This window comes from Corynebacterium tuberculostearicum (assembly GCF_013408445.1).
Taxonomy (GTDB): domain Bacteria; phylum Actinomycetota; class Actinomycetes; order Mycobacteriales; family Mycobacteriaceae; genus Corynebacterium; species Corynebacterium tuberculostearicum.
This window is the reverse complement of record NZ_JACBZL010000001.1, coordinates 2,187,756-2,210,462: the sequence shown is the minus strand read 5'-3', so window position 1 is coordinate 2,210,462 and position 22,707 is coordinate 2,187,756. Positions and strand designations below refer to the sequence as shown.

At 60.9% G+C, this 22,707-nt stretch carries 20 protein-coding genes; 4 read left to right on the top strand and 16 right to left on the bottom strand.

Going from position 1 to position 22,707, the window contains the following annotated elements; all coding sequences use genetic code 11:
• Nucleotides 1–115: 115 nt before the first annotated feature.
• Nucleotides 116–1,240: a type VII secretion-associated protein gene (locus tag BJ985_RS10430; protein ID WP_179387395.1), complete on the bottom strand. Its 1,125-nt coding sequence runs from the start codon at nt 1,238–1,240 to the stop codon at nt 116–118.
• Nucleotides 1,241–4,960 carry a type VII secretion protein EccCa gene (gene eccCa / locus BJ985_RS10425; RefSeq protein ID WP_179387394.1) on the bottom strand — a complete coding sequence of 1,240 codons (3,720 nt, stop codon included), beginning with the start codon at nt 4,958–4,960 and terminating at the stop codon, nt 1,241–1,243.
• A gap of 154 nt (nt 4,961–5,114) precedes the next feature.
• Here eccCa and eccD point away from each other — a divergent pair, with 154 nt between their 5' ends.
• Together eccD and BJ985_RS10415 are read left to right on the top strand one after the other, a co-directional pair.
• Complete coding sequence (gene eccD / locus BJ985_RS10420; protein ID WP_179387393.1) at nt 5,115–6,542, top strand: type VII secretion integral membrane protein EccD; 1,428 nt, start codon at nt 5,115–5,117, stop codon at nt 6,540–6,542.
• Nucleotides 6,542–7,690, top strand: coding sequence for a S8 family serine peptidase (locus BJ985_RS10415; protein WP_218840715.1), 1,149 nt, complete (start codon nt 6,542–6,544; stop codon nt 7,688–7,690). Before eccD ends, BJ985_RS10415 begins: the two co-directional genes overlap by 1 nt.
• Here the strand turns inward: BJ985_RS10415 and eccB are convergent.
• The 12 genes from eccB to secY all read right to left on the bottom strand — a co-directional run bounded on the left by eccB (nt 7,680) and on the right by secY (nt 17,420).
• Nucleotides 7,680–8,966 (bottom strand): type VII secretion protein EccB, encoded by a 1,287-nt coding sequence (eccB, locus tag BJ985_RS10410; RefSeq protein ID WP_179387392.1) that lies wholly within the window; start codon nt 8,964–8,966, stop codon nt 7,680–7,682. The genes BJ985_RS10415 and eccB overlap by 11 nt on opposite strands.
• 74 nt (nt 8,967–9,040) lie before the next feature.
• Nucleotides 9,041–9,922 (bottom strand): tRNA pseudouridine(38-40) synthase TruA, encoded by an 882-nt coding sequence (gene truA / locus BJ985_RS10405; protein ID WP_236587050.1) that lies wholly within the window; start codon nt 9,920–9,922, stop codon nt 9,041–9,043.
• Between the two features lie 148 nt (nt 9,923–10,070).
• Nucleotides 10,071–10,568, bottom strand: coding sequence for a 50S ribosomal protein L17 (rplQ, locus tag BJ985_RS10400; protein ID WP_005322759.1), 498 nt, complete (start codon nt 10,566–10,568; stop codon nt 10,071–10,073).
• A 72-nt stretch (nt 10,569–10,640) separates the two neighbouring features.
• Entirely contained in the window at nt 10,641–11,651 is a 1,011-nt protein-coding gene (locus BJ985_RS10395; RefSeq protein ID WP_179387390.1) for a DNA-directed RNA polymerase subunit alpha, read from the bottom strand.
• Nucleotides 11,652–11,765: 114 nt separating this feature from the next.
• The gene (gene rpsD, locus BJ985_RS10390) at nt 11,766–12,371 is read right to left on the bottom strand and encodes a 30S ribosomal protein S4 (RefSeq protein ID WP_005322762.1); all 606 of its coding nucleotides are present in this window, start codon (nt 12,369–12,371) and stop codon (nt 11,766–11,768) included.
• 21 nt (nt 12,372–12,392) lie between these two features.
• Complete coding sequence (rpsK, locus tag BJ985_RS10385) at nt 12,393–12,797, bottom strand: 30S ribosomal protein S11 (RefSeq protein WP_005322764.1); 405 nt, start codon at nt 12,795–12,797, stop codon at nt 12,393–12,395.
• Between the two features lie 3 nt (nt 12,798–12,800).
• A complete protein-coding gene (rpsM, locus tag BJ985_RS10380; RefSeq protein ID WP_005322765.1) occupies nt 12,801–13,169 on the bottom strand; it encodes a 30S ribosomal protein S13 in 369 nt (122 codons plus the stop codon).
• A gap of 183 nt (nt 13,170–13,352) precedes the next feature.
• On the bottom strand, nt 13,353–13,571 hold the full coding sequence (infA, locus tag BJ985_RS10375; RefSeq protein ID WP_004566852.1) for a translation initiation factor IF-1: 219 nt from the start codon (nt 13,569–13,571) through the stop codon (nt 13,353–13,355).
• A 264-nt stretch (nt 13,572–13,835) separates the two neighbouring features.
• Nucleotides 13,836–14,687, bottom strand: a complete 852-nt coding sequence (locus tag BJ985_RS10370; protein WP_179387389.1) for a L,D-transpeptidase — start codon at nt 14,685–14,687, stop codon at nt 13,836–13,838.
• A gap of 65 nt (nt 14,688–14,752) precedes the next feature.
• Nucleotides 14,753–15,547, bottom strand: a complete 795-nt coding sequence (map, locus tag BJ985_RS10365) for a type I methionyl aminopeptidase (protein WP_150850661.1) — start codon at nt 15,545–15,547, stop codon at nt 14,753–14,755.
• 2 nt (nt 15,548–15,549) lie between these two features.
• Entirely contained in the window at nt 15,550–16,095 is a 546-nt protein-coding gene (locus BJ985_RS10360; RefSeq protein WP_005322769.1) for an adenylate kinase, read from the bottom strand.
• On the bottom strand, nt 16,095–17,420 hold the full coding sequence (secY, locus tag BJ985_RS10355) for a preprotein translocase subunit SecY (protein WP_005322770.1): 1,326 nt from the start codon (nt 17,418–17,420) through the stop codon (nt 16,095–16,097). The genes BJ985_RS10360 and secY overlap by 1 nt, the downstream gene beginning before the upstream one ends.
• Nucleotides 17,421–17,795: 375 nt before the next feature.
• Here secY and BJ985_RS10350 point away from each other — a divergent pair, with 375 nt between their 5' ends.
• Together BJ985_RS10350 and BJ985_RS10345 are read left to right on the top strand one after the other, a co-directional pair.
• Nucleotides 17,796–19,103 (top strand): class I SAM-dependent methyltransferase, encoded by a 1,308-nt coding sequence (locus BJ985_RS10350; RefSeq protein ID WP_179387388.1) that lies wholly within the window; start codon nt 17,796–17,798, stop codon nt 19,101–19,103.
• A gap of 11 nt (nt 19,104–19,114) precedes the next feature.
• Nucleotides 19,115–20,617, top strand: a complete 1,503-nt coding sequence (locus tag BJ985_RS10345; RefSeq protein ID WP_005322772.1) for an FAD-binding oxidoreductase — start codon at nt 19,115–19,117, stop codon at nt 20,615–20,617.
• 95 nt (nt 20,618–20,712) lie between these two features.
• On the opposite strand, the gene BJ985_RS10340 is transcribed toward BJ985_RS10345, so the two are convergent.
• Together BJ985_RS10340 and BJ985_RS10335 are read right to left on the bottom strand one after the other, a co-directional pair.
• Nucleotides 20,713–21,201 (bottom strand): hypothetical protein, encoded by a 489-nt coding sequence (locus tag BJ985_RS10340; protein ID WP_179387387.1) that lies wholly within the window; start codon nt 21,199–21,201, stop codon nt 20,713–20,715.
• Between the two features lie 285 nt (nt 21,202–21,486).
• Nucleotides 21,487–22,703, bottom strand: a protein-coding gene (locus BJ985_RS10335; RefSeq protein ID WP_101679514.1) for an IS3 family transposase whose coding sequence is annotated in 2 segments (ribosomal slippage) — nt 21,487–22,442 and nt 22,442–22,703 — 1,218 coding nt in all. Because the reading frame shifts where the segments join, the coding sequence is not laid out codon by codon here.
• Between the last annotated feature and the right edge of the window lie 4 nt (nt 22,704–22,707).

Sequence of the window (22,707 nt, the reverse complement as noted above, 5' to 3'; positions counted from 1 at the left end):
GAGATTGTGTGTATTTCCCCCGAAAAAGCAGCTGTGCTTCGCATCTGTGCTTTCTCACTTTTATTGGACTGAACTTTCCGCCAAACGGTTCCCGGCTGGGGCAAAGTTTTTGAGACTATTTTTTGACCAGGCTTTCCGTGGCCATGCGGCAGGCCGCCTTTTGAACGGCGTTGGAGTTATGCCGGGTATGGCATCCCACGGACATCTGGTGCCCACGGTCTTCCCAAGTGGTCCATTCCACCAAGGAGCCGTCCCCGGGGTCTTCGGTATAGGTCAGGCGCCCTGCCTCATCGGTGGCATCGCGAAGCGTCGGATCTTCGTCGACCTGCGCGTGAATTTCTTTGAACAGGGCATCCGCCGGCACGTTAAACATCTCATCCGCCGCCAGCAGGATGCGTAGGTTCGGGTCTTTCCCGGTGGCGGTGACCAGACCATCTTCTACCTTGGTGTGGAACCCACTGGGGACTACTACTGACATTCCTTCCACGTCTAAGCGCTTTTCGCCTGGGTTCAATTCCTCGCTGCCGGAATCTGACGCGCCTGGCATTCCCGGTTGCGGCGAGGCCGGCGCGAACTCCGCCGCACCATCGCCGCTTGGCTCGGCAGCGCGGGGTTGCGGGTGCGATGCATCCGGAGCGGCGTCGCCTTCACCTGAAGCTTGGGCACCGATGGCCCACCAAGAAGCCCCAGCCACGGCGATAATGACCACGGCAATTGCCACATGAAAGATATCGATGGCTCCGAGCCAACCGCGCAGGCGGTCGGTCCAGCGTGGCGTTACCGGTTCGTCATAAGCAGGTGCCTCCATCACCGTAGTGGGAGGTGCCGAATCAGTGGCTTCAGGAACCGGGTGAGGAGGCGGATCGAGTGGGTCCGGGGCGGCTAGCGGGGAGATGGTTGGTTCTGGGTCGATGAGGTGCACCCCGGTGACTTCCAATTGCCGGCAGATAATAGAGGTGGCTTCCTGCGCAATTCCCGTGCCGGAAGAGTCTGCCACCACGCAGGCTTCCACGTCGGGCCAGGACGGTCCCGCCATCTTGGATATCTGATCCATGACTTGGCCTAAGGCCCAGCCTTCCACAATGCCGGTTCCCGGCAGGTCATAGCGATAGACCGTTTCGGGCCCTTCAAAGATTGTGGCCGCATCCAGGATGGTGACGGTAATGGGGCCGGCGGTGGTCTCCCCACCAGTAGGGATAGGGGTGTCGGTTGGCGTATGCGCGCTGAGATTGGTGGTCATTTACTTTTCTCCTTCTAGGTACACCGCTTGGGCGACGCCGAGGTTTTCACCGCGGATGCTCCACTGACCGCGCCCGGGTGGTTGGTGGCAGGGCTTGAGGCCGAAGATGGTTCCTTCGTCGCGGTCGGCGTCGAAAAGCAGCAGCGCCGGCTGCAGATCGCGCACCGCGGAAAAGAATTGGCCAAAGAGGGCACGGCCGATGCCGCCGGATTTGCGAGCGATAACAAGGTGCAAGCCAATGTCGCGGGCATGTGGGAGCAATTCCAGCAGTGGCGAGAGGGCAATATCGCTCAGCAGGTCCGCATCATCGATGACTAGGTAAATATCTGGGCCCTGCCACCAATCTCGTGCGGCGAGCTGCGCCGGGGTAATGTCCGGGCCAGGCAGGCGAGATTCCAGGGTCCGGACTGTATCGACAATGGTCTCTTGCGCACTCGACTGCGTCGCGGCGTAGGCAGCAACCATGTTCTGGTCCAAGGTTCCTAGGTGGGCTCGGCGCTGGTCGATGACCACGAGCCGGGCGTCTTCCCTCGCAAAAGCGCTAATACCGCGCATGACCTGCGCCAGGAAGGTGGACTTGCCACACCCCTGCGCCCCGATTGCCACTAGGTGCGGCTCGCGCGACGGATTCCAGGTCAGCGTATCGAGGTCGCGCCCGCCGATGCCCCAGGCGATCTCACCGGCGGGAACATCCCCTTGAGCTGCGAGTGCGGCCGGGGTAAGCACGGCGGGCAGCATCTTGAGCTGAGGAACCGGCTGAGCCTCCGCATGAACGCGGCAGATGTGAGCGATGTCCTGGTTAGAGGTGCGAGCTAAGAGCATATTCTCACCCGTCAAGGTGAGCCCGCGGCCCGGCGCGCAGGGAAGCTTTTGCTGTAGTTTGCGGTCGATGAGCGAATCCAAGGCCTCGCCTAGGCGCAGCTCGAGGCGGTTGGCAATGAGATCGCGGATAGCGGGGCGCATCGTGGTCCACCGCGAAGTGGCAATGATGACGTGCACGTGGGCGGAGGCGCCATCGGCGACGATCTCGGTAACCTTCTCCGCTATGTCTTCAAACTCCGCATTCGAGGTACCGATGTGGTGCCAGCCATCAATGACAAGGAAGGTTGCGCACCGTTCTGGACGGCGGATAAACCCAGCTACTTCGTCGACGATGCGCCGTACCTTTTCGCCCTCCTCGCGCCCGGCAACTCCGGCCACGTGGGGCAGTCGCTCCAGGGATGCTAGCTGACCGCCGCCAAGATCGATGACGTAGAAGCGTGCCGCCTGCGGATCATGCCGTAGAGCTAGCGCAGAGACGATCGTGCGCAGCGCACTCGATTTACCGGACTGTGGACCGCCACACAGGGCCATGTGTCCGCCGTGCTGGGTGAAATCAATAATCAGCTCGTCCTGGCGTTGGTAGTACGGCCTATCGATAATGCCGATGGGCGCGCGCAGCGACCCTTGGTCCACTGCGGGCGAGACTGCACCCGCGTCATCTGCACCGGAAAGCCCCGGCAACGCGGATAGCTCAATGACCGGCGGTAGCGGCGGCAGCCAGATGCGGTGCGCCGATTGATCGCGCAGGTGGGCCTCTTCCGCCGCGGCGCGCACGACCTCGGTAAGCACAGTGGTGGAGTCATCGAGAACCACCGCAGCGCTAGTATTGTCCTCTTCCTGGGACCAGCCATGAAAGAGCTGCACGCGGCCGCGGGACGCTGCGGGGTGGTCCACGGAGGCGTCGGCAAGCGTCCGGCGCGGCAGAGGCCCAGACACATAAGAAGCTTGGAAGCGGGTCAAGGCCTCGGCATCGGATTTGAGGTAACCCGCGCCAGGCTGGCCGGGCAGGTGGTAGGCATCGGTCACGCCCAATACCTGGCGGGATTCCGCTGAGGAGAAGGTTTTCAGGCCGATTCGGTAGGACAAGTGGGAATCTAGCCCCCGCAAGCGGCCTTCTTCGAGCCTTTGGGAGGCCAAAAGCAGGTGCACGTGGAGACTGCGCCCCAAGCGGCCGACGGCGACAAAGAGTTCCGCGAAATCCGGGTGCTGGCCCAAAAGCTCCGAGAACTCATCGACCACAATGACCAAGGCCGGCAGCGGCCCGTGCTCACGCACCGCGGTGGCAGAGGAGTTGTACTCGCCGACATTGGCAAAGTTTCCGGCGGTGCGCAGCAGCTCCTGGCGGCGGTTCATCTCGCCGGAGATGGCATCATACATGCGTTCTACCAGCGTAGATTCCTCCTCCAGGTTGGTAATCACCGCGGAAGTATGCGGCAGGCGGTCGCATCCTAAAAATGTCGCGCCGCCCTTGAAATCCACCAACACAAGATTGAGCTCGTCCGGACTATGGGTAGCCGCCAGCGCGGTGACAAGCGTGCGCAGCAGCTCCGACTTTCCGCTGCCAGTCGCACCGATGCACAGGCCGTGCGGGCCCATACCGCCGTGGGCAGATTCCTTGAGATCTACCGTGACGGGCTGGCCCACCGTATCGATGCCGATGGGCACCATGAGACGCGCCGAACCCTCTCGGCCATGCCACATGCCACTGGCCGCTAGCTCTTCCACATCGCGATAGCCCAGAAGGCCCATAAGGTCACTGCCGCGCCTGCCAGAAGTGCTATCGGGGCGGCGGTAGGAGGCCATACTGCGCGCAAGCAAGGTCGCGCCGGCCGTACTCATTCCGTCGGGAGAACCGAGGTCTTCCACCCCTGCCGCGGTGACCACCTGCAGCTGCTCCCCTGCCACGAGGCTTAGTCCTTCGTGCTCGGCGCGTACCCCCAGCGCCGAAGACGGCGCCCCACCGACCTCAATGATGGTGGTGTAGGAATCATCATGGAAGAAGTCCTCGGTGCCCGTGGTCAGCACGCCATCGACTATGAGGATGCGAAAGCGCGCCTTTTCCGGTGTGCGCGCATGGGGCAGCCACTTCAGCCACTCCCACTGGCCACCGATGGCCTCGATCCCGCAGGTTTCCGGGCCATGCGCCAAGGCCATCTGCAGCACCATTGCGCGCACCATATCGCGGGAGGGATCTGCGGGCTCTTCGCTCCGAGTCGACGCCATTCCGGACACGGACAAGAAGCGAAAGGCCTGCAGTTGGATAACCACCGGCATATCGGGAACGGTGCCCACCGCCTTAATGGTCTGGCGCATGCTTACCGCACACACCGGGTCCAGGTCTTCAGTGGCGCCGGAATCCGGCACGTTGATGGGGGTGCACAACGTCGTTGGTCCAGTTCCCACGCGTACCTCGAGGGCGTCCGAGTCATCCGGGCCACGCTCCCACATGCGGCGCGAGCCGACTAGAGTGCTAAGTTCCACCGGTGCCGGGTGGCGATAGCTTTCATGTGCACGCTGCGCCGACGCATTGCGCAGCGCCTTTTCCCGCAAGGCTTTGATGTGGCGCAGGTAGGTACGCCGGGTTTCATCCGGATCCTGCCCACTATTATTGGGCCCAAACATCATGGCCATACTCGCCAGCATCATCAATGGAAACATCAAGGCCATCGGGCTAATCTGCCGGGAATCCCCAGCGCCTAACACCATGAGGGCGACCATGCCGAGCATCGCCGCAATCATCACCACCGGCAGCAGCAGCCGCACCAGCGGCACCGGTTGTGGACGCACCGCCTCTGGGACCTCCTCGGCCTCGATGCTGCCGGTGGGCAGCGGCGGCGCAGCATCCCGTAGTGGCATGGTCAACGGCTCAATGACGCGGGTATCCCCGATCCCAAGCATGCCTAAATAACCTCCCCCGAGCCACGCGCCAAGCGCCCTTGGCCCCCTGCCAAGATTCCCCGCGCTGCGGTGGACACGTCGCCACTAGTAAGCCACAATATGTGGCATTGGGCAAGGGGGACGCCCACAATCCATACATTTTTCGGGGGACATCATGACTACTGCAACGGCGCATCATCTGCGCCTTACCGTTCGCATTCATGCCGGCACCTTCCACAAGGAGGCGGACGTGGCGCTACCGCTAAGCTCCAGCGTGGGCGAGCTTTTGGCGGAAATCACTGACTTGGTAGATGCGCCCACCATTTCTGAGCCTTGGCGCGCGAGCACAGCCTCCGGCCGCGCCATCGATCTCACCGCCCCATTGGCTGCCACTGCGCTCACGGAAGGCTCCATCCTGGTTATTAGTCCGCGCGAGCGCCGGCCTGCACCGGTGATTCGGGATGCGGCGGAATCGCTCGCCGCCGCGGCTGAGGAAGATACTACCGCCGCCCTTCCCACCGTCTGGGCATGGGCAGGAATGCTTGCCGCCTTCGCCCTCGTGTGGGTTAGCACCCTTCCCCTCGCGGCGTGGGCGGCGTTGACCGCTGGAGCCCTGTTGCTCGCCTTGTGGACCCGGGCCTTATCGCTGGTACACCTTAGCCTGGTAGCCGGCATGGCGTGTGGCTGGGTGGTGATTTCGCCCTCGCTTGGCGAAGCCCCCTTTGCCGCACTCACCGCCTGCGTCGCCCTCCTCATCGTGCTGCTTGCCTGCCACGTCACCGGGTTGAGCACGGTTCGCACTACCGCCGTGGCACTCACCGTCTCGGTGCTGTTGTTGGTCGCGGCTTTGGGCTACCTGCTACCCGGACCAGGGACGGGTCTCCAGGGCAGCCACGGTACGGCGGCAGCCGCCTGCGTGGTGATCGCCGGCATTATCCTGTTGGCCGCAGCTCCTGCGCTGACCGTTGCCACCGCTGGGCTCAAAGTCCCGCAGCTGCCCACGGCCGGCCAAGACCTCGCGGTTTCGGATACCGTCCAGCCGGATGTCGATATCCGGGCCCGGCGCGCCGGCAGCGCCTATGAGGGAATGTGCTGTGGGCTGTCGCTCTGTCTCATTCCGGCCCTTATCGCCCTCTCGCTGACGGGCAGTGGTCCGGCCTTGGCGCCGACGAGCGGCGCGCCCGATTCTCTCGCCGAGTACGTTGCGGTGCTCTTTGGTGCTGAGCACACCGGCGCGGGCTTCGTCCAAGCACTCTGCGTGACCACCGCGGGTGCCGTCGTTATGCATGCCGCCCGGCACGGTCGTGCGTTGGCTAGCTGGGCCCTGATGCTGCTGGCGATGACCGCCTGTCTCGCTACATGCTTGTGCGCTACCCACGCGGTAGCGGATTCCGGCCTTGCCGATGCCTGGGCGCCAATCCTTGTTGCCTGCCTGGTTCTCCTCGCCATGCTGAGCGCCCCGCTGTGGGCACCCAAGGTGGCCGGGCTCGAGCCCACCACCATCGCGTGGTTTGAGCGCATAGAATCCCTCGCCATTGCCGCTAGTTTGCCGCTGGCCGCGCACCTAGCCGGTGTCTTCGTGCTCATTAGGGGGCTTGGATAATGCGCGTGCTACCCACCGCTTTAGTAGTTGCATTCGCTGCAGGACTGACTGCTGCTCCCTACGCGGCCGCGCGCGAACCGGACCGCGAATGCGCCGCCGCACATTCCTCACCGCTTTCGCCCCAACCAAGCGAGGAGCAGCTAGACTACCGGGCCCGTTTACATTCCTTTGCTACCGGGGAAGGCGTCAAAGTAGCCGTTATCGATACTGGCGTTGCCCGTCACGACCAACTGCGGCATCTCAGCAGTGGCGCGGATCTTGTCGCGCCGGAGGAACCAGAGCCGCATCGCGATTGCGACCTGCACGGCACCGTCGTGGCCGGTGTCATCGCCAGTCACGATATCGGTATCGCCCCGCGAGCAGAAATCTACGCTGTGCGCCAGACCAGCGCGCACTACCGCCAAGAAGCCGAAGACAGTACTACCGGATCGCTGGACACCTTGGCCCGCGCCATTGATGACGCCGCCGCTGCCGGTGCCCGCGTCATTAACATTTCGGTTGTTTCCTGTGTCCCGCCAGATGTGGCCGCGCAGGTCGATACCTCTCGCTTGGATCGTGCTTTGGCGCATGCGGAAGACTCCGGGGCCGTGGTGATCGCAGCATCCGGCAATGCGTCCTCTGGCAGCTGTGAGATGGGTGACCGCGTCTTTCCGGCGGATTCGCCCACGGTGCTCTCAGTAAGCGCCCAAGCGGATTCACACGAACTCGCTGACTACTCTCTTAATTCGGCCGATGGCCCCCAGCTCGCTGCGCAAGGTTTCATTCCGCTAGCGCTCAACCCCGCGGGTGGATGGGCCGATGGTAAGGAAGGCACGGACGGAACGGCGCAGTTCCATGGCACCTCTTTTGCCGCGCCGGTGGTCAGCGGCACCGCTGCCCTTTTGACGCAGCGCTTTCCCGACGATAGCCCCGCCGCCCTCCGCAAACGTTTGGAGGACGCCGCGGAACCAGGCCACGGCTTCATCGACCCGCTCACCGTGCTCACCCACGTGGAGTCCGCCGCAGAAGTCGATACTCGGGCTATGACCATCCGCCCCGCCGACGAAGGCGACTCGCGCGCCCCCACACGCAGCGCCTGGGTGCTGGGTGGATTAGCGCTGGCGCTTGCCGCGTGGGCGGTGTGGCGCGGGCTACAGCCTAAGAACTAACCTGCAGCGCCTGCTCACGGTTTAGCGCGGAGCCTTCCGGCAGCAAGCGCAGGATCTCCCACGGCACCTGCGCGCCCACGCCGGTGCCAAGGGCTTCCAAAGTCTCTTTGTCCTTGACCTCGTGCCGCTGCCCCGTGGGTGAGACCACGTGATAGCCATGGCCGCTGTCTACGCCTACGCCACCAGCGTTGAGCCCACCAAAGCGATGGGCCACCGACTCACCTGCCAAGGCGACAGTGCCCGCTTGGGCAGGTACCACTACCCCGCCGCCCTCGTTAGCAGCACACATCCAGCCATCGTCCGGGCTTAGGAAGCGGAAGGACGTGGAGGGAAGGTTGAGGTTTAAGGGGGCGTCGGCAAGCGCAGCAATCTCCTGCGGCGTGGCTGTTGTCTCCTTGGCACCCACGCCGGTGAGTATCTCCGCCTGCGTAGGCGTGAGCTCCGCTACGCCCTCGGGCGTACGTGCCCATAGGCCCTGCCCAGTATCGACAACCTCGGGCGGATCAGCCGGAAAGTTCAGCGGTGGCAGCTCCGCAAAGGCATTGAGCAGCTCGGGTGGCACGGGCCAAGTGTGGGTACTATCGTCCACGCCCACCGCCCGACGCACGACACGCCCTTCGGTGCTGGAGGGATCTGGCAGCGCCACGCGGCCTTCCTGGGTGACAAGCCACTGCGTGCCCTCGGATTCCACCAGTGCGGCGCGCTCCTCACCGAGGCTTTTCTGCTCGGGCTCGGCAAGGACAATAACCTCCTGCGACGCTACCTGGTGACCGCCAATGCTGGTCGGGTTATCTGTAGACGGCGCCTCATCCTTGCCGGCCAAACACGCTGCCCATCGCTCTTGGGGATTCTCGCCTGCCGCCGCGAGGTACCCAGGGGCATCCGAGATACCCACCGGTGAGCCCAGTAGCGCTTCTTGCAGGTGCTCATCCCCAATGGTCTGCGCCTCGGCCGCCTGCCCGGCGATAATGCGCGCCGAAGCCAGGTTGAAAACCGGGTGGTAGGTGTCATTGACATCCACAAAGAGCTGGCCCTGCTCCGAGCGCACAATCGGCGCATCACCCGGCTGCGGGCTCGGCTGCAGCCAGGCCAACATGCCAGAGCCCACCGCAAGGAAGGCGACGCCGACCCCGCCGAAAAGGAGCGCTTTGCGGCGCCTAGCCAAAGGATCGTGAATCATGCGGATATCGCCTAAGACGAGCCCATGCTCGACGCGGCGGCGCAAGAATTTATGACCCGATACCTGGGCCTTGGTAGTAGGCAGCGGACGTGCCATGATTTTCCCCCGAAAAGTCTGTGTACACCCAGCACACAGGCTATCCCAGGTAGGCGACCGCTGCCACTTGGGCGTTAGTCAGCGCTGCGCCTTTCGCGGGTGACCTCGGCGCGCGCGGCTAGCTTGTCCGCCGCTGGGTAATCAACGGCGACGAGCGAGAGTCCCTTTGCCGGGGCCACGGGGATGCTGGAAGAGCGCTTCGTCTCCTGCAGCAGTGCCGCGGCGAAGTCGGTATCGCGCCGCCCCTCGCCCACGCGCAGGCAACAACCCACCAACGAGCGCACCATCGACCAGCAAAAAGCATCGGCACTCACGCGGGCCTCATAAAGCTCCGGTTCTTCGGGCGTAGAAACATCGCGCCAGGAAAATTCCTGCAATTCACGGATGGTCGTGGCGTTCGGCTTGGCCTTACAAAAGGCCGCAAAATCGTGCAGGCCCACCAGGGCGGTAGCGGCTTCTTGCATGGCATCGATATCCACCGGCTTAATCCACTCGGCAGTATCCCGCGCCCGGGTCGGCAGCGCGCCGCGCGGATTGGTAGTAATCCGATAGACGTAGCGCCGCCGCAGCGCCGAAAACCGCGCATCAAAACCCGCGGGGGCAAACTCGCAGCCGTGCACCCGAACATCTTCTGGCAGAAGCTTTGCTAGCCGACGCACCAGCTTCCCCGGCTCCCCCGCCACCGAGCGCTGCGCCAGCATCTCCGTGGGAACGTCCACATGCGCCACCTGGCCACGAGCGTGAACGCCGGCATCCGTGCGCCCAGCGACCGTAAGCGGCACCTCCGTGCGCGCAATCATCGCGAGCTTCTCTTCGAGGACGCCTTGCACCGTGCGCAGACCGCCCTTCTGCTTGGCCCAGCCATGAAAGTCCGTGCCGTCATAAGCCAAGTCCAAGCGCAGGCGAACGAACCCGTCCGCCGGCCCTTCGGGGGAAGTCGATGCTGCATCTGTCATAGTGGGCTTCATGCTACCGGAGCATCTTCTCCCCACCGGCGCTGGGTCGGCCGTGCAACGCCCCCTTGCTGGGATGCGGACATGAAAAAGCCGCCGCCCTCCCACAGATGGGGAAAGGCGGCGGCGAAGCGCTAGGGCCGAAGGGAAATTACTTCTCCTCGGACTCCTCAGCTGCGGTCTCCTCGGCAGGTGCCTCGGTCTCAGCAGCCTCGTCTGCCTTAGCTTCCTCGGCCTCAGCGGCCTTGGATGCAGCAGCGCGGGTAGCGCGGTTAGCCTCGGAGGTCACGGTCTCCTCGAGAACGAGGGAGATCTGGGACATCGGGGCGTTGTCACCGGCGCGGTTGTCCAGCTTGATGGTGCGGGTGTAGCCACCCTCACGGTTCTCAAACTTCGGGGCAACCTCGTCGAACAGGTAAGAAACAACATCCTTGCGCGGGATGAGCTTCAGGACTGCGCGGCGGTCAGCAATCGTGCCGGACTTAGCCTTGGTGATGATCTTTTCGATGTACGGGCGAAGAACCTTCGCCTTGGCATCGGTGGTCTTGATAGCGCCGTGCTCGATCAGGCTGGCTGCCAAGTTGCTCAGCATGTGAGCCTGCTGCTTGGCGGAGCCGCCGAGACGGGCACCCTTCTTAGGGGTTGGCATTGTGTACTCCTCGTATGCGGTAAAAGTTGAGCGCGCGGCAATTAGGTTATTGCCGCAAGTCAGCGGGGTTCTTTACTCGGAATCCTCGGCAGCCGGATCCTTGAAGTCACCGGTTTCTGCGTCGTAGCCCTCGAGCTGGGTCGGGTCGAAGTCCTCAGGGGTGTCCTTGAGAGCCAGGCCCAGGTTAGCCAGCTTGATCTTTACCTCATTGATCGACTTCTGGCCGAAGTTGCGGATATCCAGCAGGTCGGACTCGGTGCATTCAGCGAGCTCGCCCACGGTGTGAATCTCCTGACGCTTCAGGCAGTTATAAGAGCGGACGGAGAAGTTCAGGTCCTCGATCGGCATGCCGTAGGCAGCGATGTACTCGGTCTCCTGCGGGGAGGGTCCGATCTCAATACCTTCGGCAGAGTTGTTCAGCTCGCGAGCCAGGCCGAAGAGCTCGACCAGGGTGCCGCCGGCGGAAGCCAGGGCATCGCGGGCAGAAATCGAGTTCTTGGTTTCGACGTCGATGGTCAGCTTGTCAAAGTCGGTGCGCTGCTCAACACGAGTTGCCTCGACCTTGTAGGAGACCTTGAGAACCGGGGAGTAAATCTGGTCGACCGGGATGCGGCCAATCTCACCGGAGGTAGGAGCGGCTGGGACGTAGCCACGGCCGCGCTCGACGACGAGCTCAATGTCCAGCTTAGCGGTGTCATTCAGGGAAGCGATATGCAGATCCGGGTTGTGGATCTCCACGCCAGCCGGCGGCTGGATATCGCCCGCGGTGACATCGCCCGGGCCTTCCTTGCTCAGGTACATAACAACCGGCTCATCGGAGTCGGAAGAAAGCACCATGCTCTTGATGTTCAAGATGATCTCGGAAACGTCTTCCTTCACACCGTTGATCGTGGTGAACTCGTGGAGAACACCATCGATCTTGATGGAGGTTACCGCTGCACCCGGAATGGAGGACAGCAGGGTACGACGCAGCGAGTTACCGAGGGTGTAGCCAAAGCCCGGCTCGAGCGGTTCGATGACGAACTTGGAACGAGACGAGTCGATGAATTCCTCGGTGAGCTGAGGACGCTGGGAAATGAGCATTGAAATTCTCCTTTTCGGCGACCGCTATTTGACGCCGGTAGAGGGGTAAAAATCTTCGGGATTGAAGATTCCTGGTTATCCGCCAGGCCTTCACAGGCCGTGCGGTATAACAGTTTACTTCGAGTAAAGCTCGACGATGAGCTGCTCCTGCAGCGGAATGTCGATCTGAGCGCGCTCGGGCAGCTGGTGCACGAGGATGCGCAGGGTATCAGGCACAACCTGCAGCCATGCCGGTACGTTGGCATCGATGAGGGCGTCCTGAGCATCTTCGAACCATTCCATCTTCTTGGAGCGGTCACGGACATCGATGATGTCGTACTGGGTGACCTTGTAGGAAGGAACGTTGATGTTCTTGCCGTTCACGGTGAAGTGACCGTGAGAGACAAGCTGGCGAGCCTGGCGGCGGGTGCGTGCCAGACCTGCACGGTAAACTACGTTGTCCAGACGGGACTCGAGCAGGATAACCAGGTTATCGCCGGTCTTGCCCGGGAGGCGGTTAGCCTCTGCGTAGTAGCGACGGAACTGACGCTCCAGCACACCGTAGGTGTACTTTGCCTTCTGCTTCTCCTGGAGCTGCAGCAGGTACTCAGATTCCTTGATGCGGTTGCGGCCAGCCTGTCCCGGAGGGTACGGGCGACGCTCGAATGCCATATCGCCGCCGACCAAGTCGACGCGAAGACGGCGGGATACGCGGGTAGCGGGGCCAGTGTAACGAGCCATTTTCTTACCTCTTCCTTTCCCTTAAACCTTGCGGCGCTTGGTCGGACGGCAGCCGTTGTGCGGCTGTGGGGTTGCATCCGTGATCGAGGAAACCTCGAGGCCTGCAGCCTGCAGGGAACGGATGGCGGTCTCGCGGCCGGAGCCCGGACCCTTGACGAATACGTCAACCTTCTTCATGCCATGATCCATTGCCTTGCGTGCAGCGTTCTCAGCTGCCATCTGAGCGGCGAACGGAGTGGACTTACGGGAACCCTTGAAGCCAACGTGGCCGGAGGATGCCCAAGAGATAACAGCACCGGTCTGATCGGTGATCGAGACGATGGTGTTATTGAAGGTGGACTTGATGTATGCGTGGCCGAGGGCCACATTCTTCTTTACGACGCGACGGCCGGAACGGCGCGCGCCGGAACGAGTCTTTGGAGGCATGAATTACTTCTTCTTTCCTGCGATCGTCTTCTTCGGACCCTTACGAGTGCGCGCATTGGTCTTGGTGCGCTGGCCACGTACAGGCAGGCCACGGCGGTGGCGCAGACCCTTGTAGCTTCCGATTTCAATCTTGCGGCGGATATCAGCCTGAACCTGACGGCGGAGGTCACCCTCAACCTTCCAGGTAGCCTCAATTGCGTCACGGAGCGCCGACAGCTGGTCATCATCCAGGTTGTCAGTGCGCAGGTCAGGAGAAATGCCAGTCTTTTCTAGCAGTTCCTTGGCACGGGTTGGACCGATGCCGTAGATGTAGGTGAGAGCGACCTCCATGCGCTTATTGCGGGGGAGGTCAACACCAGCTAGACGTGCCATATGGCGTGTCCTTTCGGGTTGTTACGGCGGTTTTCTCCCCATCCGTCCCGCTCCATGCAACGCTTCGCCCGGACCGTGCCGGGAATCCTTGGGTTGCTTACCAGTGCGGGCTCAGGCCACCGTAGCCTGAGGTGGACAGGGTGAACCTACGGGTTCACCCTTGGGTGAGGAGGCTTACTGTCTTTACTTGTAGCGGTAGACGATGCGTCCGCGGGTCAGGTCATAAGGAGACAGCTCTACAACCACGCGGTCCTCTGGGAGGATGCGAATGTAGTGCTGACGCATCTTGCCAGAAATGTGTGCAAGAACCTTGTGTCCATTGTCGAGCTCGACACGGAACATTGCGTTGGGCAAAGGCTCGATAATGCGGCCTTCTACCTCGATTGCGCCTTCCTTAGCCATAACCTCTACTTTTCTGGCGACGGACAAGTGCGCCGTCACCTGCATGTTTGTTGTCTACTGCGGTGGCGTATCCGCGCCAGCCTCGCTGACGCTATACACCGACTTAACAGCATACGCTGCAGCGACACGTTTTCCAAACCGCTGAGCTTTCCGACGCCCCGCTAGCTCGCACGCCCCTCCCCCTAAGCCAGCAAAATCCCCCGAACCAATTCTCCTCTTCGGGAGCTCAGTTCGGGGGATGAGGTTTTCGCTTAAGCGCGGGCCTTAGTAGATAAAGACCTTATCGCCAACCTGCACATTATCCCAGTAGCGCTTTGCAGCGTCTGGCGGCAGGTGAACGCAGCCATTGGAGTCAACGGCCGGGTCATCCAGGTGGAAGGCGTGACCGTTATTGGTGAAGTAGATGGAGTACGGCATCGGTGCGTTATTGAACTCGCGGGAAATCTCATGTTCTACCTTGCGGGTCACATGGAAAGTACCGCGTGGGGTTTCCTGACCGCGCATGCCGGCGGACATTGCCGGGGACACGTAGGACACCTTGCCGCCATCCTGCAGCCAGGTGCGTCGACCATTGAGGTCGACACAAACCTTCGCATCGGTCGGGCACGGGCCACGGTCGAACTGGTTAGCACGACGCTGTGCTTCCGCCTTGCGTGCTGCAGCCTCAGAACGAGCCTTCTCAGCAGCGACGCGCTCAGCGTTGGCGCGAGCAGCGGCCTCGCGGGCCTTGCGTGCTTCCTCATTCTTCTGGGCGATCAAGCCTGGGAAGAGGAATTCTACGGCGCCGTCCACAGCGGTCTGAACGCTAGGTGCCAGCTCCGGGGAGAACTTCTCTGCTTGGTCCAGGATCTGGTTACGGGTATTCCAGGCCTGCTCGCGGCTCTGGCCGTAGAAGTTATCCAGCTGCTTCTTTGCCTCAGCAGTGAGCTGGTCCAAGCCGGACTGGGAAGAGAACTGAGCGAGGTCGGAATTTGCCTTGGAGCTGAGCTGATCCAGGTTCGGAATCTCCTGGGCGGAAGCGGCAGGAGCCGCAACGGTGGTGCTCAAGGCCATCACGCCAGCGACTGCGGGCGCTGCAACCGTGGCACGGATCTTGCGGAAGCTAAATTTAGACATGGCTGTGAGTATAAACCTTTCAGGGGCGTATGCCTAGTGCAACAGGCAATATTGGGGAATAAATGTCAGTAGCGGCGGGTGAGAATACGGGGACCATCGGCCGTCGCGGCCACCGTATGCTCCCAGTGAGCGGCAAAGGAGCCATCGAGGGTAACGACCGTCCAGTCATCTTCTAGCACGGCGGAATCCTCTGTGCCCAAAGTTAGCATGGGTTCAATGGCCAGCACAGAGCCTTCTTGGATCAGCGGGCCACGGCCCGGGCGTCCCTCATTGGCCAGGTAAGGATCCTCGTGCATGGTTCGCCCGATGCCGTGACCGCCGTAGCCATCCACGATGAACAGATCCACGCCGAACTTCTGCTCGGCCCGGCGGGTGGCTTGCTCTAGGGCATGGGAGACGTCGGTAAGCAGATTGCCCGGAACCATAGCCTGCATGCCCTCCATAAGGACATACTCGGTGGCCCTGTTGAGGGCCGCGACATCAGCATCCAGCTCGCCCACTGCGAAGGACCAGGCACTATCGCCTACCCAACCGTCCAGCGTGGCACCGCAATCGATGGACACCAAGTCGCCTTCTGCCAGGATGGTTTCCTTATCCGGAATGCCGTGCACGATGACGTCATTAACGGAAGCACAAATGGAGCCCGGGAAGCCCTCGTACCCCTTGAAGGTGGGATAGGCGCCGGCATCGCGAATAGTCTGCTCAGCCACCGCATCCAGCTCGAGGGTAGATACGCCAGACGCCGCAGCAGCGCGGACTTCCTGCAGTGCCTTGCCAACAATTTCGCCGGCGGCCTGCATGGCGTCTAGCTCGCCCGGGGTGCGGGCGGGGATGCGCTTACTGCGGCGTCGAAAAGCCATGCTTACTTACCCAGTGCTTCCATCGCACGGGCGTTGATTTCCTCCACGGTGCCTTCGGCCTTAATGGAGATGATGGCATCGCCGTAGTGCTCGATAAGCGGGAAGGTTTCCTCGCGGTAGACACCGAGGCGGGTGCGGATGGTCTCCTCGTTGTCGTCGGCGCGGCCACGGGCCATCATGCGCTCAACCACAACATCCTCAGAGACCTCGAAGTTGAGAACTCCGTCGAGCTTCTCGCCCTTCTTAGCCAGCAGCTCCTCCAGGATGTCTGCTTGCTCGGTGGTACGTGGGAAGCCGTCCAGCAGGAAGCCATTCTTGGCGTCATCCTGGTTAAGGCGGTCCTCGACCATGCGGGCAGTGACGTCGGTAGGTACCAGCTTGCCTGCATCGATGTAGGACTTTGCCTCTACACCCAACGGGGTGCCCTCGCCGATATTGGCGCGGAACAGGTCGCCGGTGGAGATGTGCGGAACGTTTAGCTTCTCGCTGAGGATAGCTGCCTGGGTGCCCTTGCCGGCACCGGGAGGTCCTAGAAGTACAAGACGCATTACTTAAGTAGTCCTTCGTAGTTGGATTGCAGTAGCTGGGACTCGATCTGCTTGACCGTAGTCAAAGCGACGGAGACCATAATCAGGATGGCCGTACCACCAAAGGCGGACGTGCCGCTGGCGGAGGAGCGGCCCACGCCGAGATCCAAGAGGATATTCGGCAGGATGGCAATAACTGCCAGGTACAGGGCGCCCACGCACAGCAGACGGTTCATCACATAACCAAGGTACTCCGCGGTCGGACGGCCCGGGCGAATACCCGGGATAAAGCCGCCGTACTTCTTCATATTATCCGCCTGCTCTGCCGGATCGTACTGGACCGAGACATAGAAGTAAGCGAAGAAGATGGTCAGGACGAAGTACAGCACGATGTACTGCCAGGAGGAAGGTGCCTGCAGGTGCGCGATGACATTGCGCTGCCACCAGTTATCCGGGGTGCCGGGGGAGCCAGAGTTCACAATCTGGGTAATGAGAACCGGCATGTAGATAAGGGAGGAAGCGAAGATGACCGGGATAACGCCGGCCTGGTTGACCTTCAGCGGCAGGTAGGTAGAGGAACCACCGTACTGACGGCGACCGACCATGCGCTTAGCGTACTGGACCGGAATGCGGCGCTGGCCCTGTTCGATGAAGGTAATGCCAACAACCAGGATGACCAAGCCGGCTACAACCATGGCGAAAACGAGTCCACCATTGTTCTGCAGGATGCTTACACCATCGGTTGGCAGGCGGGTTGCGATACCAGCGAAGATGAGCAGGGACATACCGTTACCGATGCCCTTTTCGGTGATGAGCTCACCCATCCACATCACCAGCACAGCGCCGGAGGTCATGGTGATGACCAAGACGATGAGGGTAAAGAAGTTACGATCAGCTGCCAGGACCTGTACGCCCTGACCCAGCAGCTGCTCGCGGTCTGCCAGCGCGACAATGCCGGAGGATTGCAGCAACGCCAACGCGAGGGTCAAGTAGCGGGTGTACTGGGTCATCTTGGCCTGACCGGATTGGCCCTCCTTCTTCAATTCCTCAAAGCGGGGAATGACCACGGTCAGCAGCTGCACAATAATCGACGCCGTAATGTACGGCATGATGCCGATAGCGAAGATCGACAGCTGCAGCAGCGCACCACCCGAGAAGAGGTTGATGACGGAGTAAAGGTCACCGGACTGCTCGGTCAACTGGCGCAAGCGGCCAGCAATAGACGCATAGTCAACACCCGGGGACGGGATCTGTGCACCGACGCGGTACGCGATGATCATCACGATGGTGAAGATGATCTTCTTACGTAGGTCGGCATCCTTAAAAGCCTGGACAATGGCGGACACTACAAAATCCTCCTGGCCTACCGCTGCCGAACGCGAAATCTAGGGAGGGTTTCGCGTTCATACACGGAGGTGGAAACTCATCTACCCCTAGGAAACCGCACCCCCTGAGCCAGAAAGCTTAGGGGAAATTCAGGTTTCCTTCAGGGACGGTTGAACACTTATGACCCCATCACCCTACCAGCCTTGCTCCGCATAGCCACATTAAGACCCAATAGTGTGACCATGATTGCTTGTCCTTTCGCGCGTTTTGTATTCGGGGTTTACCATGAGGGGGTATTGCGCACACGCAATTCTCCTGAAATATCTCCGACCTCACAGCACTATGCGCTTCGAGGCCGTTATTGGTGTGAACCTAATGTTTCGAAAGAAGTACTTATGAGCAAGAAATTCACGCCGATGACCGTTGCTGAGATCATCGACGTTTTTGTCCCTAGCCCCAACCCCTTCCGCTGGGAAGCCTTTGACGGCTCCGCGACCGGACCGGAAGACGCCCAGTACAAGGTGACTATTAATAGCCTCGAGGGCCTCTCCTTTATCGCTACCCACCCCGGCGACGTGGGATTTGCGCGAGCTTATGTCACGGACGGCATTACGGTGCATGGCGATCACCCGGCCCACCCCTATGGCATTTTTGACGCGCTGCATGCCATGTATGACAAATTCCAGAAGCCGGATGCCAAGACCCTGGCCCGCGTCGTTCGTTCCCTAGCGTCCATGGGCGCCTTCCAGATCCAGCCGGTCCCTGAGGTGGAGCGCGCTTCCTGGTTGCGCCGCAAGCTACACGACGGCCTTTCCAAGCACTCGAAGCAGCGCGATGCCGATGTCATTTCTGATCACTATGACGTTGGCAATGATTTCTACGAGCTCTTCTTGGGCGATTCGATGACCTACACCTGCGCCTACTACCCTTCCCCGGATGCCACCCTGGAGGAAGCGCAGGAGAATAAGTACCGCCTCATCTTTGACAAGCTGCGCCTCAAGGAAGGCGACCGCCACTTGGATGTGGGCTGCGGCTGGGGCGGCATGGTGCGCTACGCGGCGCGCCGCGGCGTGAAGTCCATCGGCGTCACCCTATCCAAGGAACAGGCCGAGTGGGGCCAGCGCAAGATTGAGGAGGAAGGCCTCCAAGACTTGGCGGAGGTCCGCTTCATGGATTACCGCGATATCACCGAAGAGGGCTTCGATGCTATCTCCGCCATCGGCATTATTGAGCACATTGGCGTGAAGAACTACAACGACTTCTTCAAATTCCTGCACGGCAAGTTGAAGGTCGGCGGCCTGATGCTCAACCACAACATCACCTACCCGGATAATCACAAGACCCCCAAGGGCGGCTTCATTGACCGCTATATCTTCCCGGACGGCGAGCTCACCGGCTCCGGCAATGTCACCAAGGCGATGCAAGACAATGGCTTCGAAGTCATCCACACCGAGTCCCTTCGCTTTGACTACATGCGCACGCTGCATGACTGGTGCGAGAACCTGAAGGAGAATTGGGACGAGGCCTGCGCAACCGTGGGCCTGCCCACCGCCCGCCTCTATGGCATTTATATGGCCGGATCCGAGTGGGGCTTTGAGCGCAATATCATCAACCTGTATCACTTCCTCGGCGTCAAGCTGGGCGAAGCCGGCTCCCGCGCCGGCGTGCCCGAGCGCCGCTGGTGGGAAGATAGCCGCTTTTAAGGAGGGGTGCCATGACTCTCATTGATAACCTGCGCGAACGCCTCGCCGCCGCCCAGCCGCGGCCGGTGGATGCCATGCCCATTGAGCCGGTGGGGTGGCAGGCGCACCAGGAGGGCGTCGATAAGCTGCTGGCGAGCTTCCGTGCTGTCCCGGCCGGAAAGCGCGTGCGCCTAGCTAAGAAGACCTCCAATCTCTTCCGTAGCCGCAGCGAGGAGCAGGAGGGCCTCGATGTATCCGGCCTGAGCGGCGTCATTGAGGTCGACCCAGTTGCCGGCACGGCCGATGTGCAAGGCATGTGCACCTATGAGGACTTAGTCGATGCCACCCTGCCCCATGGCCTCATGCCCTTCGTCGTCCCGCAGCTTAAGACCATTACTTTGGGCGGTGCGGTTACCGGCATGGGCGTGGAATCCACCAGCTTCCGCAATGGTCTCCCGCACGAGTCCGTGCTGGAGATGGATGTCCTCACCGGCACCGGCGAGATTCTCACCTGCTCCCGCGAAGAGAACGTTGATCTCTTCCGCCTGTTCCCCAACTCCTATGGCTCGCTGGGCTACGCGGTGCGCCTCAAGATTGAGCTGGAACCCGTGCCCGCCTTTGTAGAGCTCCGCGAAGAGCGTTTCCACACCGTGGAGGAAGCAAGCCGCGTGCTTGCCGACGTCGCCTCTTCCCATACCCACCGCGGCGAGCCCGTCCACGGCCTCGACGGCGTGGTCTTTTCCGAAGATGAGGCCTACCTCGTCTTCGCCCGCTTTACCGATGAAGAGGGCCCAACCTCCGATTACACGCGGGACAAGATTTACTACCGCAGCCTGCAGCACGCCTCTGGCATCCGCCGCGATCGCCTCACCATCCGCGATTACATCTGGCGCTGGGATACCGACTGGTTCTGGTGCTCGCGCGCTTTTGGTGCGCAGAACCCGAAGGTGCGTAAGGTGTGGCCGCGCGAGCTTCGCCGCAGCTCTTTCTACTGGAAGCTGGTCCGCCTCGACCGCAAGTACGAGCTGGAATATAACTTCATCAAAAAGCCGCACGGCAAGCCGCGCGCCGAGCGCGTGGTGCAGGATATTGAGGTCACACCGGAGAACCTGCCGGAATTCCTCCACTGGTTCTTTAACGCCTCCGATATTCAACCGGTGTGGCTGTGCCCCATCCGTCTGCGCGATGGCGTGGACGAGCTCGTAGGCACCGGCGACATTGCCTCTGACTCCGGCGACCCATGGCCCCTCTACCCGCTGCGCCCCGGACAAACCTGGGTCAACGTCGGCTTCTGGTCCGGCGTGGACGGCGACCACGTCGATCCATCCGCGCCGAATAATGGCGCCTTCAACAAAGTTATCGAATCCAAGGTCAACGAGCTAGGCGGGCACAAATCCCTCTACTCCGAGGCCTTCTATTCCCGGGAGAAGTTCGAAGAGCTCTACGGTGGCAGCCTTCCTTCGACTATTAAGGCGGTTACCGACCCAGATGACCGCTTCCCTGGCCTATACGAAAAGACCGTGGACGAGGCCTAGCCCCCCACCCCGCACGGCCTGATACGCACAGAGGGTGGAACGCCTTTCCCAGGCGTTCCACCCTCTTCTTTGCCTTTATCTAGGATTCCCGCGCTTTAGTAGGCAGCGGTGATGTTCTCGTAACCGTTAACCTTCAGCGCATCCATGACGCGCTGCACAGCGGCCTCATCCTTGTCCGGGTTATAGGTCTCCGGGAAGGTCAAGTGGGCGGAGTGATCATCCTTGAACTCAATGTTCATGAACTCGTGGCCAGCCTCCTGGGTAGCAAGTGCCAGCTCGCGCTGCACCGCTAACTTGCCGCTCTGCAGGTTGCCGCCGTTGAAGCCAGGATCTACCTCGGTGGCACCTTCCCCCTCACCGTTGATGACATCTTCCTTGTCACCGGTGATGCGGCCCTTTTCAGCGTGCGCGCCCGGCTGCTGGTCCTGAGCGGTCTGCTCGCCAGCCTCGGCCGGTGCGGTTTGAGCGTTTTCCGCAGGATCCGGCTGGGACAGCTGGTCTTGGGCATCGACCGGTCCGGTGGAGCCCGCAAACGGCATAATCGCAGCAATTGCGGTGGCGAGCAGGGAAGAAATAGACGACATAAGATTCTCCTTAACGTTTGATGATTTTGAACTAAGGGAGACTCTAACATTCGTGAATATAAATCTCTATACACGCAGCCTTATTTATTAATAAAGGTTTCCTGTCAACTATTTATGGCGGCAATTGCTGACATTTGCCCGCCCCCACTATTCGCTCCGACCCCAGTGTGCCGGCGGATTCTAGGGGTCGTTGCAACGATGATGGTTAGTTTGGTTTGATGCTACCGGTTTGTGTGAGGTGGGGTTGCCCGCAAATCGTGGACACGTAGTGGGGCTACCTAGTGCTTAGGCAGCTATTTCTTTTCTACTGGTGGTTAGACCAATGTGGTTTTCGAAGTCGACGGGGCTGACCATCCCTAGTGCAGAGTGCCGGCGCCGACGGTTGTAAACGACTTCCATCCAGTAGGCAACGGCCTTGCGCGCAGCATCGCGGGTAGGCCAACGCTTACGGTCGTAGAACTCGGTTTTAAGCGTCGACCAGAACGACTCAGCCATCGCGTTATCAAAGCACACACCAGTACGCCCCACAGACTGAGCAATGCCCAGGTTATGGCAGACTTCCCAGAGCTTCTCGCTGGTAAATTGCGTTCCGCGGTCAGCGTGGAACACCAGCCCATTAGGAACGTCACCGCGCAGTGTATGTGCCATCCGCAGGGCCCGTTCGACCAGGCATGTATCTTGAACGCTATCCATTGCCCATCCCAGCACCCTGCGGGAATGGCCGTCGCGGACCGCACACAAGTACAACCATCCCTCGCTGGTGCGTAGGTAGGTAATATCCGACATCCACACTCGGTTGAGCTCACCAGTATCAAACATGCGCTTGACCAGGTCAGGAAGAGCTGACTTACGCTTGGATTGAATCGTTGTCACCGGGACAAAGGCACGCGGTGAAATCCCTTCAATGCCCATCATGCGCATCCGCTTAGCCACAGTCTTGCGATTCAGGGTGATCTGGTAGCGCTCGGTAAGTTCTGCGGTGATCCGCGGAGCACCATAAACCTCATCGGAGTCTTTCCAAATCTGATGAATCTTTCGGTCAACGCCATCGTAAAATGCAGCACGATCATTTTCGCCAGATAGTCGCTTCTGCTGCGTATCAGCCCATTTGTAGTATCCAGACCGAGACACTTTTAATAGCCGTGCCATGCGTTTGATGCTGTAGTTTGCCTTCTCCTGCTGCATCAATTCGAACTTTTCTGCTCGCGTTGCTTCGCGGCGAAGAAGGCTGTCGCTTTTGACAAGAACTCATTATCCATCTTGGCTTCCGCCAACTCACGGCGCAGACGAGCATTCTCAGCACGAAGATCAGCCTCACTCATCCCATCCGAGGCCCCTCGGCGTTCACGCTCGAGTTTGACCCACCGGCCTAAAAGCCCGGCGGAGACGCCAATCTCCTTAGCCACATGAGCGATCGGGCGCTCTGACTCGATTACAAGGTTCGCGGCTTCACGCCGGTACTCCGGCGTGTACTTCTTGCGCTGTTGACTCACAATGAACATCCTC

Coding starts and splice junctions, on each gene's coding strand:
- BJ985_RS10430 (WP_179387395.1), bottom strand. CDS start 1,240: ATGACCACCAATCTCAGCGCGCATACGCCAACCGACACCCCTATCCCT.
- eccCa (WP_179387394.1), bottom strand. CDS start 4,960: ATGCTTGGGATCGGGGATACCCGCGTCATTGAGCCGTTGACCATGCCA.
- eccD (WP_179387393.1), top strand. CDS start 5,115: ATGACTACTGCAACGGCGCATCATCTGCGCCTTACCGTTCGCATTCAT.
- BJ985_RS10415 (WP_218840715.1), top strand. CDS start 6,542: ATGCGCGTGCTACCCACCGCTTTAGTAGTTGCATTCGCTGCAGGACTG.
- eccB (WP_179387392.1), bottom strand. CDS start 8,966: ATGGCACGTCCGCTGCCTACTACCAAGGCCCAGGTATCGGGTCATAAA.
- truA (WP_236587050.1), bottom strand. CDS start 9,922: ATGACAGATGCAGCATCGACTTCCCCCGAAGGGCCGGCGGACGGGTTC.
- rplQ (WP_005322759.1), bottom strand. CDS start 10,568: ATGCCAACCCCTAAGAAGGGTGCCCGTCTCGGCGGCTCCGCCAAGCAG.
- BJ985_RS10395 (WP_179387390.1), bottom strand. CDS start 11,651: ATGCTCATTTCCCAGCGTCCTCAGCTCACCGAGGAATTCATCGACTCG.
- rpsD (WP_005322762.1), bottom strand. CDS start 12,371: ATGGCTCGTTACACTGGCCCCGCTACCCGCGTATCCCGCCGTCTTCGC.
- rpsK (WP_005322764.1), bottom strand. CDS start 12,797: ATGCCTCCAAAGACTCGTTCCGGCGCGCGCCGTTCCGGCCGTCGCGTC.
- rpsM (WP_005322765.1), bottom strand. CDS start 13,169: ATGGCACGTCTAGCTGGTGTTGACCTCCCCCGCAATAAGCGCATGGAG.
- infA (WP_004566852.1), bottom strand. CDS start 13,571: ATGGCTAAGGAAGGCGCAATCGAGGTAGAAGGCCGCATTATCGAGCCT.
- BJ985_RS10370 (WP_179387389.1), bottom strand. CDS start 14,687: ATGTCTAAATTTAGCTTCCGCAAGATCCGTGCCACGGTTGCAGCGCCC.
- map (WP_150850661.1), bottom strand. CDS start 15,547: ATGGCTTTTCGACGCCGCAGTAAGCGCATCCCCGCCCGCACCCCGGGC.
- BJ985_RS10360 (WP_005322769.1), bottom strand. CDS start 16,095: ATGCGTCTTGTACTTCTAGGACCTCCCGGTGCCGGCAAGGGCACCCAG.
- BJ985_RS10350 (WP_179387388.1), top strand. CDS start 17,796: ATGAGCAAGAAATTCACGCCGATGACCGTTGCTGAGATCATCGACGTT.
- BJ985_RS10345 (WP_005322772.1), top strand. CDS start 19,115: ATGACTCTCATTGATAACCTGCGCGAACGCCTCGCCGCCGCCCAGCCG.
- BJ985_RS10340 (WP_179387387.1), bottom strand. CDS start 21,201: ATGTCGTCTATTTCTTCCCTGCTCGCCACCGCAATTGCTGCGATTATG.